Genomic DNA, 18,487 nt, shown 5'->3' with positions numbered 1-18,487 from the left:
CCGCATACACGAGAGGAAGATCGGTCATGGCAGCGATAGCGCAGCAAGGCGATGCAGGGGGAATCACCGCGCCCGCCACCGTGCGGGTGGGCAGCGTGCCGTTCATCGAGAAGGTCTGTTACGGGTTCGGCGACGCCGGCGGCACGATCATCACCGGGCTGATCGCCAATTTCCTGACCTTCTATTATACCGACGTCTTCGGTCTGGCGCCGGGCATCGTCGGCATCCTCTTCCTGTCGCTGCGCGTGTTCGATGCGGTGTCCGATCCGCTGATCGGCATCATGGCGGACCGCACGCGGACGCGCTGGGGCAAGTTCCGACCGTATCTGTTGTGGACGGCGATTCCGGTCGGGTTGAGTTGCTTTCTCACCTTCCAGTCGCCGAACTTCGGCTATGACGGCAAGGTCGCCTATGCGGCGGCGACCTACTTCCTGCTGGCGTTCTTCTATTCGCTCAACAACGTGCCGTATTGCGCGCTCATCACGCGCATGACGGACAGCGCGCGCGAGGGCGTGGCGTGCCAGTCGGTCCGCTTCGCGATGGTGGCCGTCGCCTCGTTCACGGTTTCGGTCGGCCTGCCGATCATGGTCCGGCAGCTTGGCGGCGCGGATGTCGCGCGCGGATACCGTGACGGCGTGGCGATCCTCAGCCTCGCGGCGGTGGCGATGTTCCTGATCTGCTTCCTGTTCGTGCGCGAGCGTGTGCCGGAAACCGGCGCGGAGGAGCCGCCGCTGCGCGTCGCGATCGCCAACACGCTGAAGAACGACCAGCTTCGGCTGACTTTCCTGATGACGTTGCTGCTGATCGGCATCTTCAACACCAAGGGCGGCGCCGCGCTGTATTTCATCACCTATGTGCTGAACGGCGGGCCGACCTATCAGGCGCTGTTCTTCGGCACCGCCACCGCGGGCGGCCTGCTCGGCTCGATCGTGGTGCAGGTCTTCACGCGCCGCTTCGATGTGAAGACGGTGTACGTCTGGGTGAACCTGCTGCTCGTTGCCGGGCATTTCGGCGCGTATTTCGTGCCGGGCGACTATCCGATGCTGTGGCTGGTGCTGGTGGGGATGTGCTGCATCGTGCTCGGCTGCACGCTGCCGCTGCATTTCACGCTGATCCAGTTGGCCGACCAATATGGCGAGTGGAAGCTCGGCATGCGCTCCTCCGGCATGAGCTTCGCGTTCAACCAGTTCTTCGTGAAGCTGGCGTGGGCGCTGGCCGGTGCGCTCATCAGCGGGGTGCTGGTGATCGTGTCGTACAAGGCGGGCGCGGGCAACCAGACGCCGCTGTCGCTCGCCGGCATCCGCCTGCTCTCCACTGTGATCCCCGGCCTGATGCACCTCGCGCTGGCGGTGACCGCGAGCCGCCTGATCCTCAACCGCGCGACCATCGACCGCATGACCGTGGCGCGTGCGGCATGACCCATTCCTCCCGCACACTGGACCTCCCCGACATGCCAACCTCGCGCTCCGGCACCGCCGCGAAACTGCTGGTCGCCGCGCTGCTCGGCTCCTGCGCGCTGCCCGCCGTCGCGCAGACCGCGCCCGAACGGCTGACGGTCGATCTCGGCAGCGATACCGGGCCGTTCCACGGCGGCGCGTCGGGCACGCTCTACGGCTTGTACGACGCGCGCCTGCCGCACCCCAATCTGATCGAGGGGATAGCCTTACGCACCGTCTCCACCAAAGCGCAGGACGGGCCGCAACATCCCGGCGCGGACGCGCTCGAGGTATCGACGCTGCTCACCGACGCGTCGGGCGGCGACACGTTCATCTACATGACCGACATCAACCGTGAGTTCCCGTACAATTGGAAGACGGGGGACTGCGCGGGGTCGGTGACCGCGTACCTCGAAAAGCTGCGGATGCAGGCCGAGCAGGTGCGCGGCATGCCGGCGCGCTACCGCGACCATATCGTCTTCGCGCCCTTCAACGAACCCGAAGGCAACATGTTCGGGGACGGGCCGAAGAGCTGCAACGGCGTGAAGTGGCAGACCAACCCCGCCGTGTTCTTCGATGCGTGGGACCGCGCCTATCGGCTGATCCGCCAAGTGCTGCCGGGCGCGCGCATCGCCGGGCCGAACACCAGCATCCTGTTTGACGAGGTCGAGGGGTTCCTGAAGCACACCGTTGCGCAAGGCACCGTGCCGGACGTGGTGACGTGGCACGAACTGAGCAACCCCGCCACCGTTCGCACCAGCGTGCGCCGCTATCGCGGCTGGGAGGATACGGTGTTCGCCGGCACGCGCTGGCAGGGGCGGCACCTGCCGATCAACATCAACGAATATGCCTATAATTATCACACCTCGGTGCCCGGCCAGATGGTGCAGTGGATCGCCGCGATCGAGGATTCCAAGATCGACGCGGACATCGCCTATTGGAACATCGACGGGAATCTGAGCGATTCCGCCGTGCAGGCCAATCGCGGCAACGGCCAGTGGTGGCTGCTGAACAGCTATGCGACGATGAGCGGGCACAGCCTCGCCGTCACGCCGCCGCACCCGGACGAGAGCTACACGCTGCAAGGCGTCGCCACGCTCGATCCGGCACGGCGACAGATGCGGCTGGTGTTCGGCGGCAGGACCGGGGCGGCCAGCGTGTCGCTCGCCAGGGTGCCGGCGTGGTTCGGTGCGACGGCGCGCGTGCGGGTGCGTGAAATCGGCTGGACCGGGCAACTCGGCGATGCGACGCCGCCGGCGCTTGTCGCCGATCACGCGGTGGCGGTGCGTGACGGTACGGTCGCGCTCACGTTCGGCGACGGCAAGTTGCCTGCGCTGCGTGAGGAAGCGGCGTATGAGGTGGTGCTCACGCCGGCTGGCGCCGACCTGCCGGCTGGCGCGCCGATGGCGCAGTGGCGGCAGGATTATGAGGCGGAAGCGGCGGTCCGTCACGGTGCCGGGTTGAAGGTGCGCGGGCCGGAAGGCTCGCCCAAGGCGGTCGACCGATTCTACACCTCGGGCGGCTATTCGGTGGAAGGGTTCGCGACCGGCAACGACGCCGCGCTCGACTTCGCGGTCGATGTGCCGGCGGACGGGCGTTACGCCTTACGTGTTCTCGCCAGTACGTTCAACAAGGATCCCAAGGCCGAGGCGCAGGGGCCGACCAACGTATTCCTGCGCATCGACGGCAAGGCGGCGGGCGAGACCGAGCTGTTCCTGCCGCTCGGCTACAAGCCGGCGGTGCTCGACCATGTCGATACACAGGTGCCGCTTGCGCGCGGGCGTCATGTGCTGACGCTGGCGACGCGAAGCCTCGACGGACGGCGGCGCACGATCGGCAATGCGCTGGTGGACCGGATCACGCTTTCGCCGGCGCCGACCGCAGCGCAGGCGGCGGTCTACGACGCGGCGGACGCGATGGTTAAGGATGGGCGGACCATTTTCTGGGTCTACGCCGCGCACGACGGGCTGGCTCGGCTCACTCTGGACGATGGCGCGGGCAGTGCGGTGCTGCATGTCAACGGACGCGACATGGCGGCTGGCACGGCGGCGGACGCGTTCCTGCTCGCCGGCATCAACAAGGTGGCGGTGAGCGGTGCGACAGGCTTGCAGCGGCTGCGCGTGGCGGACCTGCCGGCCGGCAGCGGCCGCAGCTACGAGGCGGAGGCGGCGCAGGTCGCCGGCACCGCCCGCATCGCCGCAGCGTCGCTGGCGAGCGGTGGGCGCGCGGTGTTCGACATCGGCGGCGCGCCGGGCAATGGCAACAGTTTGACCTTCCCGGCGGTCACGGTCGCGCGGGCGGGCGCGTATGCGCTGACGATCCGCTTCTCGAACGACGAGCAATCCAAGGCGACGCATTACAATCCCGATCCGCTCGCGCGTGTCGCGCGGATCGCGGTGAACGGCGCCGCGCCGCTACTGGCGACCTTCCCGAACAGCTTCCACCGCAACAACTGGTGGGAGATGACGGTGCCGGTAACGCTGCGTGCGGGCGCCAACACGATCCGCATCGCGGGCGAGGAACAGCCCGACTGGGACGGCAAGACCTACGCCTCGCAGGTGTGGCCGCAGGTGCTGCTGCGTTCGAAATACGCGCCCAACATCGATCGGATCACCGTCACGCCGTTGCCGGGAACGGCCGCGACCACCGCCAAGTGAAGTAACAAAAACCGAGGGGAAGCAAGACAATGACTACGAACACGATCGCACGCCTGTTGGCATCCACCGCGACAGGGTTGGTGCTGGCTTTTGCCGCACCGGCCACCGCGCAACAGGCGCCCGCACAATCCGATGCGGAGACGGATGCCAAGACGGCACCACCGGCGACGACGGCGGCCACGGCGCCCGCGAACGATATCGTCGTCACCGGCATCCGCCAGAGCCTGAGCAGCGCGCAGAACCTCAAGCGCAATTCCGACGCGATCGTCGATGCGCTCGTCGCCGAAGACATCGGCAAGTTCCCCGACAACAACGCTTCGGAAGCGATCGCGCGCATCACCGGCGTACAGGTGACGCGCTACCTCGACGAGGCGAGCGGCGTGCTGATCCGCGGCCTGCCCAACGTGCAGACCACGGTGCAGGGCCGCGAAATCTTCACCGCCGACGGCCGCTCGGTATCCATTTCGGACTTCCCCGCGCAGGCGCTGTCGCGCGTCGAAGTCTATAAGGCGACCACCGCCGACAATCTCGAAGGCGGCATCGCCGGCCTGATCGACGTCGGCCTGCGCCGACCGTTCGACTTCAAGGGCTTCGAACTCGCCGGCGCGGCGCGCGGCGTTTACAACACCGAATCCCGCAAGCTCGATCCGATCGGCAGCCTGCTCGTCAGCAATCGCTGGCAGACCGGCATAGGCGAGATCGGCGCGCTGGTGAACGTGTCCTTCACGCAGACGCGCTACCTCAATTCGATCCGCTATCAGGGGTTTCAGGATAATGTGCCCGCCGCGCAGCAGATCCTGCCCGCCTCGGTCGGCCGCAACTTCACGTTCCCGCAGGACATCGGCCTGTTCTACGGTCGCGGTACGCGGCAGCGTCCCTCCGTCAATGGCTCGTTGGAGTGGAGGCCCGCAGACAATCTGACGGTGTACGCGGACGGCCTGTGGCTGGCCTATCGCAACAAGAACGCCAATGATTTCTTCGGCGTACCGATCCAGTCGAGCACCACCGGCGGCAATCCGCCGACGATCCGCAATGCGGTGCTGACGCCGGACGGTACGACATTGGCCTCGTTCGATACCGATCTCGGCATCGTCAACGGCCCGACCAAGCAATCAGGGCGTAACAGTTCCGATACGTTCCAGGGTGCGCTCGGCGCGAAGTGGGATATCGGCAACGCCGTCGTCACGTCCGACCTCGCCTATACGAAGTCGATTTCGGACAACACCTATTACGAATTCCAGACGCAGCTCGCCAATCCGCTGTCGCTGGCGGTGCGGTTGAACGATGATCGCGGCGTCAACTTCACGCCGAGCGGCGTCAATTTTGCTGATCCGGCCAGCTATTACATGCGCGGCCTGTACGAGAACCGGCAGCACTCGGAAGGGCAGCAGTGGCAGTGGCAGGGCAACATCGCGCTCGATACCGGATCGCCGCTGTTCCCGAAGTTCCAGTTCGGCGTGCGCTATGCCGATCGCACCGCCACTTCGGTCTATGGGGATCGCAATGCCTCGCTCGCCAGCCTGCGAGATCCGATCTCGGTGGTGCCCGGCGTGTCGGACGGCGCGGTGATCGAGCCGGGCTTCCACAATGAGGACGTGCAGCAATTCCGGTCGTGGTTCGCGCCCAATGCGAACATCCTGAACGACCGTATCAACGACGTGCGCGGTTACGTGCGCAGCGCGCTCGTCCGCGCCGGTGCCGATGCTGCGACGCAGGCGGCATGGGCGTCGGAGCGGCCGCAGCTCAACCCGCTTTCGGCCTTCAAGGCGCGCGAGCAGGTGTTCACCAGCTACGCACAGGTGAACTACGCTTTCAACCTCGGCTTCCCGATCGACGGCGCGATTGGCGCACGCGTCATCATCACGCGCAACAAGCTGAACGGCACCAACTCAATTCCGACGGCCAACGGGACGGCGCTGGTGCCGATCGATTCCTCGCAGCAATATGTCGACGTATTGCCGAACATCAGCGCGCAGTTGCACTTCACCGACAAGCTGAAGCTGCGCCTGTCGCGCACGCAAGCCCTGAGCAAGCCCGGCTTCAACCAGATCAACCCGACGCTGACGGTGCAGCAGGGCACGATCGGCGGCAACATCTCCTATACCGGCAACGGCGGTAACCCGGACCTGCAGCCGATCCGCTCGAACAATTATGATGCGTCGCTGGAATATTATTTCTCGCGCACCGGATCGGTGTCGGTCGCGGGCTTCTACCGGGAGATCAACGGCTTCATCAATTCCCTGCCGCAGGTGGTGAATACGCCGCCGTTCGGTGACATCCTGGCGTATCGCCCGTCGAACGCCGGGTCGGGCAAGATCAAGGGCATCGAAGCGGCCGCGACGACCTTCTTCGACTTCCTGCCGGGGCCGCTGCGTGGGCTGGGTGCGCAGGCGAACTTCACCTATATCGATGGCCAGCAGACGCTTCAGTCGGCGGCGAACTTCGCAGGCGGCAAAAACACGTTGCCGGGGGTGTCGAAGTATAGCTTCAACGTCATCGGCCTGTACGAACTCGGGCCGACGAGTATCCGGCTGGCGTATAACTATCGCAGCGCCAACGTTGATGGCTTCGGCGCGCCGGGCGTGTACACCACGGTGTATTCGGACGCGGTCGGCCGGCTTGATCTTTCGGCAAGCTACAATCTCACGAAGAAGATCACGCTGACCGTGGATGCGACCAATTTGTTGCAAACGCCGTATCACAGCTACGTGAAGTCGCCGGAATATCCGCGTGACGTGCGTTGGGAAGCCAGCCTGATTTCCGCAGGCGTGCGTTTCCGCCTGTAAGCAGCGATGACAGGAGGGCGGCGCGCCGCCCTCCTGATCACGCCGCGCGGTAGCGGATCATCCTATTCACTGGGCAGGGCGCACCGCGCCCGCCATCAGCGGCCGTTCGAATGGATTTCCGCGATATACCCACCCGGAAAGCGAACCATCGTCGATACCCGGTCGGCCTCGCGGTGCGGCGGCACGAGCGTTTCGACACCGGCTTCGGTCGCTTTGGCGAGCGTCGCCGACACGTCCGGCACGGTGTAGCCGGTCACCTCGCGACCGTAAGGCCACGGCAGCGCTCCGTCGGTGACGAGCACGGTCATATTCCCGAACCCCGACCGCAGGCGCACCCTGCGATATCGCACGTCTGGCCTTCCGATTTCGCTGCCGGGCGCCGCCGCGTCGTCCGACACGATCACGCCATGCGCGAAAGTCCGCCAGTGTGTGATGAAGAGATCGGCCGCGTCCTCGGTCAGGTAGATGCGGTTTTCCGGGACCGTCGCCGTCGGCGCGTAGTTCGGCTTCACGGTATGCCAATAGAATTGCATCGTCACCCCGCCGGGCCATTGCAGCACGACGTCGCGGCCGATCGGATCGGGAAACGTGTTGACCAGTCGCGTCGCGCCCGCCTTGCGCGCGGCGGCGACTGCGGCATCGATGTCGGTGACGAGATACCCGGTGCGCTCCGCGCCGAACGGATAGGGGATCGGCGTCTTGAAGCCGAACACCGAAACCAGGCCCACTGGCGTCATCGCCACTTGCGAGATCGTCTGGCTGGCGGTCGGGGTGACCTGAAAGACACCCTGCTTGCTTGTGTTGCCGCCGAAGGTGGCGATGAAACTCGCCATGAACCGATCGAAGTCGGCCGGTGCGACATAGACATGCGTCGAATCATATTGCGGCCCGACCGCGAAATCGGGGTGCGTCGCGGTGGTCCGGGCGGGGGCGATTACCGGCGTTGCGAGCAGGACGGCGGCTGCGAGCAAGCGACACAGTTTCATCGACTCTTTCCGAATAGGATGGCGGCTTGCGATCATCGTGTAGCTCCCTGTCAGAGCGAGCCGTGCGGCCCGATCGCCCCTGGATGCCGCACCGCTGGCTTCGACGAAACGGCAACGTTTGCATCACATCATTGCCAAAAACGGCAAGAGCCTGCCGAGCCGCACTTCCGGTAACGCCGTTACGTGTCGACTTACCTTGGCACCCCATCGATAAGGCAAGAGATCAACTTCGTCCCGGCCAGATGCGTGTCCGCTTGATGCAGGGCGCGCGTGCAGGTCGAACCGATCGTCACGATCATGAAAGCCTCTGACAGCAAGCGATGCTCGTCTTGCACAGTATCGCTTCCCGCCAGGCCGGCGAAGGCTCTGCTGATGTTGTCGGACATCAGGCGTCTAATGTCGGAAAAAATAGAGTGTATACGTTCGTTGCGCGATGCCTCGGCGGCGATCTCGAGAAACAGACGATCATTCTCATTATCTTTTCGGGAAGCGGCGGATTCGAGCCATTTCCGAAGCCCCCCCCGATCATCGTCCGCAAGCGCGGAATTCAGGGTGGCGAGGTCTGCGAATCTGTCACAATCTTCTGCGACGATCGCTGCGATAATGTCTTCTTTCGAGGGAAAATCCCGGTATAATTGTTGAACGGCGACGCCCGACAGCTTTGCGATCAAGGCGATGCCCGTTGCGTGAAACCCGCGTTCGATGAAGAGCTGTCGAGCCACCTGTTTGATATTTTTCCGGCGCAACTCGGCACGCGATGGGGGCGGGCATATGGCAACCGGCACTTCACAACTCTCCTTGAACGTGTTGACGCACTCGAACGGTGGGTCTAACGGCCCATTTGTGAGTGATCGCTCTCTTTCCTTTTTTCAAGCGGGAATTTCTATGCTCTCCAACCGGCTGATGCGCGGTGTGTTGGTATCCAGCGCCTTGCTCGCCCTGACGGCGTGTGGCGGCAAGCCGCAGCAGCAGGCCCCGCAGGCTCCGACCGTCGGCTATGTCGTGGTGCGCGAGCAGCCGGTAACGTTAACCACGGAACTGCCCGGCCGCACGACCGCGTTCGAGACGTCCGAGGTGCGCCCTCAGGTCAACGGCCTGGTGCTGGAGCGCTTGTTTGTCGAGGGCGACGTCGTCCACAAGGGGCAGCCGCTGTACCGGATCGATCCGGCGCCTTACGAAGCGCAGGTCGCCAGCGCCCGCGCCGCGCTGACGCGGGCGCGCTCCAGCATCGCCTCGAGCGCAGCGCTCGCCCGCCGCTACGGCGAACTGGTCAAGATCAACGCGATCGCCCGGCAGGACTATGAGAACGCGCAGACCACCGCCGCGCAGGCTCAGGCGGATGTCTCCGCCCAGCAAGCGGCGCTGCGCACCGCGCAGATCGATCTTGCCCGCACCACCATCCGCGCGCCGATCACGGGGCGAATCGGCCGGTCGCTGTTTACCACCGGCGCGCTCGTGTCCGCTTCGCAGGCGAATGCGCTCGCGACGATCCAGCGGATCGATCCGGTCTATGTCGACATTCAGGAGTCCAGCGCCGATCTGCTGAAGCTCCGCCAGCAAATCCTCAGCGGGCAATTGACGCGCGACGGCAACGCGCATGTGAAGCTGAAGCTGGAAGACGGCAGTGACTATGGCGCGCAGGGCACGTTGCGCTTCGCCGACGTCACGGTCGATCCCACCACCGGTTCGCAGGTCATCCGGGCCTTGTTCCCCAACCCCAACGGGCTGCTGCTGCCGGGCATGTTCGTCCGCGCCTCGCTCGTGGAGGGCACGCAGGCCAAGGCGATGCTGGTGCCGCAGCGCGCGGTCAGCCGCGACGAGAAGGGCCAGCCGACCGTGCTGGTGATCGGCGCCGGCAACAAGGCCGAGCCGCGCGTGCTCGTCTCCAACCGGACGGATGGTGACAATTGGATCGTGACGGGCGGGCTCAAGCCGGGCGACAAGGTCATCGTCGAAGGCGCCATGCTGCTGCGTCCCGGCGCGGCGGTGCAAGGCAAGCCGTGGGACCCCAATGCCAAGCCCGCAGGCGCGCAGCCGCAAGCGGATGCGGCTAAGACACAGGCGAAATAACCAGCCATGTCACGCTATTTCATCGATCGCCCGATCTTCGCCTATGTGCTGGCGATCATGGTCGTCATCGCCGGCCTGCTGTCGGTCCGCACGCTGCCGATCGCGCAGTTCCCGGCGATCGCACCGCCGGCGATATCGATCACCGCGACCTACCCCGGCGCAGACGCGCAGACGCTCGAAAATACGACCACGCAGATCATCGAGCAGCAGTTGAAGGGGATCGATCACCTTCGCTACTTCTCGGCATCCTCCTCGTCGGCCGGTACGGTCACGATCACGATCACGTTCGAGCAGGGCACCGACCCGGACATCGCGCAGGTCCAGGTGCAGAACAAATTGCAGGCGGCCACGCCGTTGCTGCCGCAGGAAGTTCAGCGCCAGGGCATTCTGGTGGCGAAGGCGACGCAGAATTTCCTGCTGTTCGTCGGTGTGTATTCGGAGAATGGGCAGCATGACGCCGACGATCTGTCGGATATCATCGCCTCCAAGATCCAGGACCCGCTGGCGCGCGTCGAAGGTGTCGGTGACACGCAGCTCATCGGTTCGCAATATGCGATGCGGATCTGGGTCGATCCGATCAAGCTCAACAATTTCGCGCTGACCATTGCCGATGTGACCAACGCGGTGACGGCACAGAACGCGCAGGTCTCGGCCGGTCAGATCGGTGCGCAACCCGCACCCAAGGAGCAGATGCTCAACGCGACGGTGTCCGTCTCATCGCGACTGACCACGCCTGAAGCGTTCGCGAAGATCCGGCTGAAGAGCAATGCCGATGGATCGGTGGTGCGACTCGGGGACGTCGCCCGCGTCGCGATCGGCGCCGAGAATTATGGCTTTTCCTCGCAGTGGAACGGCAAGCCGGCATCGGGCATCGGCATCAAGCTTGCGCCTGGCGCCAACGCGCTCAACACCGTGACTTTGGTCAAGCAACGGGTGACCGAGATCGCCAAGCAGTTCCCGTCCGACGTCAAGGTGATCTTCCCTTACGATACGTCACCGTTCGTCCGCCTGTCGATCGAGCAGGTGATCGAGACTCTGGTCGAAGCGGTCGTCCTCGTCTTCCTCGTGATGTTCCTGTTCCTGCAGAATTTCCGCGCGACGCTGATCCCGACGATCGCGGTGCCGGTCGTGCTGACGGGGACGTTCGCCGTGCTGGCGGCGTTCGGCTATTCGATCAACACGCTGACCCTGTTCGGCATGGTGCTGGCGATTGGTCTGCTCGTCGACGACGCGATCGTCGTCGTCGAGAACGTCGAGCGGCTGATCACCACCGAACACCTGACGCCGAAGGAAGCGGCGCGCAAATCGATGGACGAGATCACCGGCGCGCTGATCGGCATCGCGCTGGTGCTGTCGGCGGTGTTCCTGCCGATGGCGTTCTTCGGCGGATCGACCGGTGTCATCTACCGCCAGTTCTCGATCACGATCGTGTCGGCGATGGTGCTGTCGGTCGCGGTCGCGCTGATCCTGACGCCGGCGCTGTGCGCGACGATCCTGAAGCCGCACGACCCGCAAAAGAATGAAGGCAAGGGTCTGCTGGCGCGGTTTTTCCGCTGGTTCAACGACAAGTTCGACCGCGGACGCGCGCGCTACGAAAGCGGCGTGCGCTCGACCACGCGCCGCTGGGGCCGCTCGCTGATCGCCTATGCGCTGATCGTCGCTGGCATGGTGTTCCTGTTCGCGCGATTGCCGACGGGGTTTCTGCCCGACGAGGACCAGGGCATCATGGTCGCGCTGGTGCAGGGGCCACCGGGCTCCACCAGCGCGCGGACGCAGAAGGGACTCGATCTGATCCGCGACCACTTCCTCAGCGACGCGGGCGGTGCGATCCGGGGCGTCTATACGGTCAACGGCTTCAGCTTCGCCGGCACCGGCCAGAACAGCGGAATCGCCTTTATCCCGATGAAGGAATGGAAGGATCGACCGGGCGCGAAGAACAAGGCGCAGGCGATCGTCGGCCGCGCGATGGGCGTGTTCGCGGGCTATAAGGACGGGCTGATCTTCGCGGTCATTCCGCCGGCGGTGCAGGAACTCGGCAATGCGACCGGCTTCGACCTCCAGTTGGTCGACGAGACCGGGCTGGGCCACGACAAGCTGCTCGCCGCGCGCAACCAGTTGCTTGGCATGGCGTCACAGAACAAGGCGCTGGCCGGGGTTCGCCCCAACGCGCTGGACGACGCGCCGCAGCTCAAGGTCGAGGTCGATCAGGACAAGGCGGGTGCGCTCGGGCTCGATCTGGCGACGGTGAACAGCACCATCGCGACCGCCTGGGGCGGTTCCTACGTCAACGACTTCATCGACCGTGGCCGCGTCAAACGCGTCTATGTCCAGGCCGATGCGCGGTATCGCCTCGCGCCCGAGGACATCGGGGATCTGTACGTGCGTGGCGCGAGTGGCAACATGGCGCCGTTCACCGCCTTCTCCAACATATCCTGGCACCAGGGGCCGATGCAGTTGACGCGCTACAACGGCTTGCCGTCGATGGAAATCCTCGGCCAGCCGGCTCCGGGCGTGTCGTCCGGCGCGGCGCTTGAGGCGATGCAGGACATGCAGGCCAAGCTGCCGCCGGGAACGCGGCTCGACTGGACTGGCCTCAGCTACGAGGAGCAGCTTTCGGGCGGGCAGGCGCCGGCGCTCTACGGCCTGTCGCTGCTGATCGTGTTCCTGTGCCTCGCGGCGCTGTATGAAAGCTGGTCGGTGCCGTTGTCGGTGATGCTGGTGGTGCCGCTCGGCGTGGTTGGCGCGCTGCTCGCGGCCAGCCTCACGGGCCTGAACAACGACATCTATCTGCAGGTCGGTCTCATCACCACGATCGGCGTGTCGGCGAAGAACGCGATTCTGATCGTCGAGTTCGCCGAGGAGAAGATGCGCGAGGGGTTCGCGCCGTTCGACGCGGCGATCGAAGCCGCGAAGCTGCGGCTCCGGCCGATCCTGATGACCAGCCTCGCCTTCATCTTCGGCGTGTTCCCGCTGGCGATCGCAAACGGGGCCGGCGCGGGCGGACAGAATGCGATCGGGCGGGCGGTGGTCGGCGGCATGTTCTCGGCCACGGTTCTCGCGATCTTCTTCGTGCCGATGTTCTTCGTGGTCGTGTTGCGCCTGTTCCGCCGTGGCGATGAGGCGGCGCACGACGAGGACGCGTATCCGCACGATGATGGACGGCGTGATGACGGCGCGCGCGGGGATTCCCCTGCGCCGCAGGGAGCCTGAGTGGTGATGACTAGCAAAAGCGTCCTTGTCCTGCTTGCAGCCACCGCGCTCGCCGGCTGCAACCTCGCGCCGAAATATGTGCGTCCCGTCGGTGCGGTGCCGGCGGCGCTGCCCGCCGGTGGCGTCTATCCGGCGGGCGCGACCGATGCGCCCGACGTCAGCAAGATCGGCTGGCGCACGTTCTTCACCGACGATCGGCTTCGCGGCCTGATCGCGCTCGGGCTGGAGAACAACCGCGATCTCCGCATCGCGGCGGCGAACGTGCTTCAGGCGCGCGCGCAATATCGCGTCCAGCGGGCCAGTCTGCTGCCGTCGGTGACCGCGTCGGGGTCGGCGACCTATACCAACAACATCCAGGGCGCGGGTGGCGGCGCCGGGACGGGCGCGGGCGGCGGTACTGGCGCCGGAGCCGGAGCAGGCGCCGGAGCAGGCGCGGGCTCGACGGACCTCGAATTCTATTCTCTCAACGCGGGTGTCTCGGCCTTTGAGGTTGATCTGTTCGGGCGCGTCCGCAACCTCAGCCGCGCGGCGCTGGAGCAGTATTTCGCCACCGAGGAAGCGCAGCGCTCGACGCGCATCAGCCTTGTCGCGGAGATTGCGACGGCGTGGCTGACGTTCGCGTCGGACCAGGACCAGTTGCGCATCTCGCAGGAGTCGCTCAAGTCGTTCGAACAGTCGCTCGATCTCACCCGTGCGCAGTTCCGCATCGGCGTGGCGTCCGAGCTTGAGGCGCGGCAGGCGGAAAGCACCTATCAGGGTGCCCGTAACGACATCGCTGTGCTCAGGACGCGGCTGGCGCAGGACAAGAACGCGCTCGACCTGCTGGTCGGGGCGCCGGTGGCACCGGCGATGCTCCCGCAGGGACTCGGCAATGGCGACGCCGCGTTGCAGGTTCTGCCGGCCGGTATTTCCTCGGAGGTACTGCTGCGCAGGCCCGACGTGCTTCAGGCCGAGCATCAGTTGATCGCACAAAACGCCAATATCGGTGCGGCGCGGGCGGCGCTGTTCCCGACCATCTCGCTGACGGCGACGGTCGGGACGATCAGCACCGCGTTGAGCGGACTCTTCGCCGGTGGCAGCTTCACGTATAGCGCGGCGCCGTCGATTTCTTTGCCGATCTTCAATGGCGGGCGGTTGCGCGGCAATCTGCGCGCCGCCGAGGCGCAGCAACAGGCAGCCGTCTCGACTTACGAGAAGGCGGTGCAAACCGCGTTCCGCGAGGTGGCGGACGCATTGGCGCAGCGTGGCACCATCGACGAACAGGTTTCTGCGCAAACCGCACGCGTCGGCGCCGCGACCGCAGCGCTGCGGATTTCCGACGCGCGCTACCGGGCCGGCGTGGAATCGTTCCTGACGACGCTCGATTCGCAGCGGACCGCCTATTCGGCGCAGCAGCAACTGGTGACAACGCGGTTGAACCGGGAAAGCAACCTGGTCGAGCTGTACCGGTCGCTCGGCGGCGGACTTACAAGCGACGATCGTACGGGTAAGGATGCTGTGCGCCAATGACCGGCTTTTGACGTTGCCGGGCGCCCGAACGCGATCGGGCGCCGCTGGTAGCATCGGCGCGAGGGGCGGGAGCTTGTAAGTGCTAGCGCACATCCGATTCGGCAAGTACGATCGGCCTAGGGGAGGAAAAAGTCAAAATGACGAAACCATACGACCAACAGAAGCGGCTCCATTGGGAGCTCACAAACGTGGAATTGCGGGCTCAGGCGACGGCGGTCGGCCTGGTACAGCTCTGTATCGAATTGCGCCGGGCGAACGTGCTTGGCGAACCTGCGCTCGAGCGCATCAAGGATGCGATCGCCGACGAGGTCGCGGTCGCCGCGCCGCGTGTGACGGTGCCGAAGAACTACCGGAAAGATGTGCGGAGCCGATTGGACCGGCTGTTTGCTGGCGCTCAGGACGTTGGTTCAGCGGAAGCGCTGGCTTTCGGCGCGCCGAAACCCTGAGCTCCGCGCCAGGCCGATCGTCTGGCTCCACGCGCGAGCGGCTCACGCCTTAGCGTTGAGCAGCACGCGCGCGGATTGCGCGCCACTGTTCGTCGTCACGATCCAATCCCATCTCGCTGCTCGACATCAGCCCTGGCTCTCGCCGAGGTAGGCTTGCGTGACACAGGATTTGTGATCATAGATCGCAGATTGGCAAATCTGATATTTCAGAGGCAAGCATGATGAACACGCGCGGCGTCGGGACTACGGGCGTCTCGATTACCGAACTCGGCTTCGGCTCTGGAACGTTTGGCAATCTCTATCGTCCGATCGGGGACGACGCGGCCCGCGCCGCAGTCGATCTGGCGGTGGAGGCCGGGATCGGCTTTTACGATACCGCGCCGTTTTACGGGTTCGGTCTGAGCGAACGCCGGCTCGGTGATGCGCTGCGGGGACGCGACGGCGTGGTCGTATCGAGCAAGGTCGGTCGGCTGCTCGTTGCCGATGCGTCGCTCGACACCGGCGCGATGCGCGACGGCTTCGCGTCGCCGATGCCGTTCCGGCCCGTCTATGATTATAGCTATGACGGCATCCTCCGCTCGCACGCGGCGAGCCTTCAGCGGCTCGGGCTGGCGCGGATCGATCTGCTGCTCGTCCACGACATTGGCCGCGCCAATCATGGCGACGCCAACGCGCTGTACTGGGACCAGCTTACCAAGGGCGGCGGGTTTCGCGCGCTGGAGCAACTCCGCGACGAGGGCACGATCGCCGGCTTCGGCCTGGGGGTGAACGAAACGGCGGTCTGCCTCGATGCACTGCGCGAGACGCGCCTCGACGTCGTGCTGCTCGCCGGGCGTTACACGTTGCTCGAACAGGATGCGCTCGATGCTTTCATGCCGGCGTGCGTGGCGCAGCGCGTTTCGGTGCTGGTCGGCGGCCCCTACAACAGCGGCATCCTCGCCACCGGCGCCAAAAGCGGCGGGCCGTTGCATTACAATTACGATCTCGCGCCACCGGCGATCGTCGAGCGGGTCCGCCGGATCGAAGCGGTGGCAGACGCGCATCATGTGCCGCTCGCGGCGGCGGCCTTGCAGTTTCCGCTATCGCATCCGGCGGTCGCGTGCGTGCTGCCCGGCCTCGCCGGGGCGGAGCAGGTGGAGCGCACGCTGGAGCTCTACCGCACCGCTATTCCCACGGACTTCTGGCGCGATCTGCGGCAGGCCGGGCTGCTGCGCGCCGATGCTCCGGCGCCCGACATGGCCGCTGCGGGCTGAGCGCGACCATGACCGGCAACACCACGCCCCGCCCCCGCGTTCGCGTGACGCGGCGCCTGCCCGAAGCGGTCGAGGCGCGCCTTGCCGCTGGCTATGACGCGGTCTTCAACGTCGAGGACCGCGCGCTCAGCGCTGACGAACTGCGAGCCGCGCTGACCGAGTTCGACGCGGTCGTGCCGACGATCACCGACCGTATCGACGCGGCGTTGATCGCGACCGAGGGGCGCCGCGCGCGCATACTCGCCAATTATGGCGCGGGGGTCGAGCATATCGACCTCGCCGCCGCGCGTGCGGCGGGCGTCGCCGTCAGCAACACGCCCGGCGCGCTGACCGAGGCGACCGCCGAGCTCGCCATCCTGCTGATGCTGATGGCGGCGCGGCGGGCGGGGGAGGGCGAACGCGAACTGCGCGCGGGTGCGTGGACCGGCTGGCGGCCGACTCATCTCGTCGGGCAGTCGCTGGCCGGGCGCACGCTCGGGCTGATCGGCTTCGGGCGGATCGCGCAGCGCACCGCGGCGCGCGCGCTCGGGCTGGGCATGACCATCCGCTATTTCTCGCGCAGCGCCGCCGCGCCCGAGATCGAGGCGAGCCTTGCCGCCACGCGCGTCACCTCCGCCGAGGCGCTGGTCGAGATGGCGGACGTGATCTCGCTGCACGTCCCCGGCGGGACCGATACGCACCATTTCGTCGATGCCGCACTGCTCGCCAAAGCGAAGCCGACCGCGATCCTCGTCAACACCGCGCGCGGATCGGTGATCGACGAGGCGGCGCTGGTCGCGGCGCTCGCCGAAGGGCGGATCGCGGCGGTCGGGCTCGACGTCTATGAGCGCGAGCCGGCAGTCAGCCAAGGCCTCCTCGACAGCCCGCGCGCGGTGCTGCTGCCGCATCTCGGCAGCGCGACGCTCGAGGCGCGCACGGCGATGGGCATGCAGGCGATCGACAATCTCGACGCGTTCTTCGCTAGCGGCGAAATGCCCGATCGTGTCGCCTGAAGCGATCCTCGCCGATGCGATCGAGCGCGCGCTGGTGCGTCCGCGCACGCGGCCTTTGGTGATCGGTTTGTGCGGCGCGCAGGGCAGCGGCAAATCGACCGTCGCGGCTGCGCTCGCCGCGCGATTCCCGCATACCGTGGTCCTGTCGCTCGACGATCTCTACAAGACTCGGGGCGAGCGTGCGGCGCTGGCGCGCGATGTGCATCCGCTGTTCGCGACGCGCGGCGTGCCCGGCACGCACGACGTCGATCTCGGCCTCGCCACGTTCGCGAAGCTGGACGGCGGGCAAGCCACGCCGCTGCCGCGCTTCGACAAGGCACGCGACGATCGCGTCGATCCGGCGGCGTGGCCGATCGTAACCGAGCGCCCGGCGCTGGTGATCTTCGAAGGCTGGTGCGTCGGCGCGCGCCCGCAGGACGATGCGGCGCTGGTGGCGCCGGTGAACGCGCTCGAACGCGAAGACGACCCGGACGGTATCTGGCGGCGCCAAGCCAATGCCGCGCTCGCGGGCGCGTATCAGTGGCTGTTCGCGCGGATCGACTGGCTGGCGATGCTGCGCGCGCCGAACTGGGAGCGGGTGCTTGGCTGGCGGATCGAACAGGAACAGGCGCTGCGGGCGTCGGGCGCGCATGGTGCGGGCGTGATGTCCGATGCCGAGGTGACGACGTTCGTCAGCCATTACGAGCGGCTGACTCGGCATATCCTCGACGATATGCCCGGCTATGCCGATCTGGTGCTGCAACTCGACGAAGCGCGCGGCTGCGTCGCTGTGCGCGGCGCTGATGGAGATATACAATGAGGCATGTGCTCGTTCTGGACCTTCAGGATGATCCCGAGGCGATCGCCGCCTACCGGCACTGGCACCGCCCCGGCGGCCCGCCCGAAGCGGTAACGCGGGCGATCCGCGCGGGCGGGGTGGCGGCACTCGACATCTGGCAGGTCGGCGACCGGCTGGTCATGCTGATGGAAACCACGCCCGAGTTCGATCCCGTCGCGAACGCGGCGCGCGATGCCGCCGATCCCGATGTCCAGGCGTGGGAAGTGTTGATGGACCGCTTCCAGCGCCGCCTGCCGTTCGCGCGCGAGGGCGAGAAGTGGGTTGAAGCCGAGCAGATCTACAGCCTCGACGATCAACCGTGACG

The 18,487-nt window shown here is 66.1% G+C and carries 13 protein-coding genes; 11 read left to right on the top strand and 2 right to left on the bottom strand.

All coding sequences use genetic code 11. The features are described 5' to 3' along the window. Positions 1-26: 26 nt before the first annotated feature. The 3 genes from EWE75_RS05685 to EWE75_RS05675 are packed head-to-tail and all read left to right on the top strand — an operon-like array spanning position 27 to position 6,879. Positions 27-1,418: an MFS transporter gene (locus EWE75_RS05685; protein WP_130155698.1), complete on the top strand. Its 1,392-nt coding sequence runs from the start codon at positions 27-29 to the stop codon at positions 1,416-1,418. Next, positions 1,415-4,093, top strand: a complete 2,679-nt coding sequence (locus EWE75_RS05680; protein ID WP_231708231.1) for a carbohydrate-binding protein — start codon at positions 1,415-1,417, stop codon at positions 4,091-4,093. Before EWE75_RS05685 ends, EWE75_RS05680 begins: the two co-directional genes overlap by 4 nt. 29 nt (positions 4,094-4,122) lie before the next feature. Continuing rightward, positions 4,123-6,879, top strand: coding sequence for a TonB-dependent receptor (locus EWE75_RS05675; RefSeq protein WP_130155697.1), 2,757 nt, complete (start codon positions 4,123-4,125; stop codon positions 6,877-6,879). A gap of 95 nt (positions 6,880-6,974) precedes the next feature. Here the strand turns inward: EWE75_RS05675 and EWE75_RS05670 are convergent, their stop codons facing one another. Further along, on the bottom strand, positions 6,975-7,865 hold the full coding sequence (locus EWE75_RS05670) for a VOC family protein (RefSeq protein WP_130155696.1): 891 nt from the start codon (positions 7,863-7,865) through the stop codon (positions 6,975-6,977). Between the two features lie 191 nt (positions 7,866-8,056). Then, a complete protein-coding gene (locus tag EWE75_RS05665) occupies positions 8,057-8,650 on the bottom strand; it encodes a TetR/AcrR family transcriptional regulator (RefSeq protein ID WP_231708230.1) in 594 nt (197 codons plus the stop codon). Positions 8,651-8,750: 100 nt separating this feature from the next. On the opposite strand from EWE75_RS05665, the gene EWE75_RS05660 reads away from it, so the two are divergent. The 8 genes from EWE75_RS05660 to EWE75_RS05625 all read left to right on the top strand — a co-directional run bounded on the left by EWE75_RS05660 (position 8,751) and on the right by EWE75_RS05625 (position 18,485). Beyond that, positions 8,751-9,935 (top strand): efflux RND transporter periplasmic adaptor subunit, encoded by a 1,185-nt coding sequence (locus EWE75_RS05660; RefSeq protein WP_130155695.1) that lies wholly within the window; start codon positions 8,751-8,753, stop codon positions 9,933-9,935. 6 nt (positions 9,936-9,941) lie between these two features. Next, on the top strand, positions 9,942-13,145 hold the full coding sequence (locus EWE75_RS05655; RefSeq protein WP_130155694.1) for an efflux RND transporter permease subunit: 3,204 nt from the start codon (positions 9,942-9,944) through the stop codon (positions 13,143-13,145). A gap of 6 nt (positions 13,146-13,151) precedes the next feature. Continuing rightward, on the top strand, positions 13,152-14,654 hold the full coding sequence (locus tag EWE75_RS05650) for an efflux transporter outer membrane subunit (RefSeq protein WP_206364694.1): 1,503 nt from the start codon (positions 13,152-13,154) through the stop codon (positions 14,652-14,654). 137 nt (positions 14,655-14,791) lie between these two features. Then, the gene (locus EWE75_RS05645; RefSeq protein ID WP_130155692.1) at positions 14,792-15,100 is read left to right on the top strand and encodes a hypothetical protein; all 309 of its coding nucleotides are present in this window, start codon (positions 14,792-14,794) and stop codon (positions 15,098-15,100) included. Positions 15,101-15,318: 218 nt separating this feature from the next. Beyond that, positions 15,319-16,353, top strand: a complete 1,035-nt coding sequence (locus EWE75_RS05640; RefSeq protein ID WP_130155691.1) for an aldo/keto reductase — start codon at positions 15,319-15,321, stop codon at positions 16,351-16,353. Positions 16,354-16,361: 8 nt separating this feature from the next. After that, positions 16,362-17,345, top strand: a complete 984-nt coding sequence (locus EWE75_RS05635; RefSeq protein ID WP_130155690.1) for a 2-hydroxyacid dehydrogenase — start codon at positions 16,362-16,364, stop codon at positions 17,343-17,345. Next, entirely contained in the window at positions 17,335-18,144 is an 810-nt protein-coding gene (locus EWE75_RS05630) for an AAA family ATPase (protein ID WP_130155689.1), read from the top strand. Before EWE75_RS05635 ends, EWE75_RS05630 begins: the two co-directional genes overlap by 11 nt. After that, positions 18,141-18,485 carry an L-rhamnose mutarotase gene (locus tag EWE75_RS05625; protein WP_130155688.1) on the top strand — a complete coding sequence of 115 codons (345 nt, stop codon included), beginning with the start codon at positions 18,141-18,143 and terminating at the stop codon, positions 18,483-18,485. The genes EWE75_RS05630 and EWE75_RS05625 overlap by 4 nt, the downstream gene beginning before the upstream one ends. The last annotated feature ends 2 nt before the right edge of the window (positions 18,486-18,487 follow it).

The sequence above is a fragment of the Sphingomonas populi genome (assembly GCF_004208535.1).
Classification (GTDB): domain Bacteria; phylum Pseudomonadota; class Alphaproteobacteria; order Sphingomonadales; family Sphingomonadaceae; genus Sphingomonas; species Sphingomonas populi.
The sequence above is the reverse complement of the archived record's forward strand: the minus strand, read 5'-3'. Positions and strand labels throughout refer to the sequence as shown.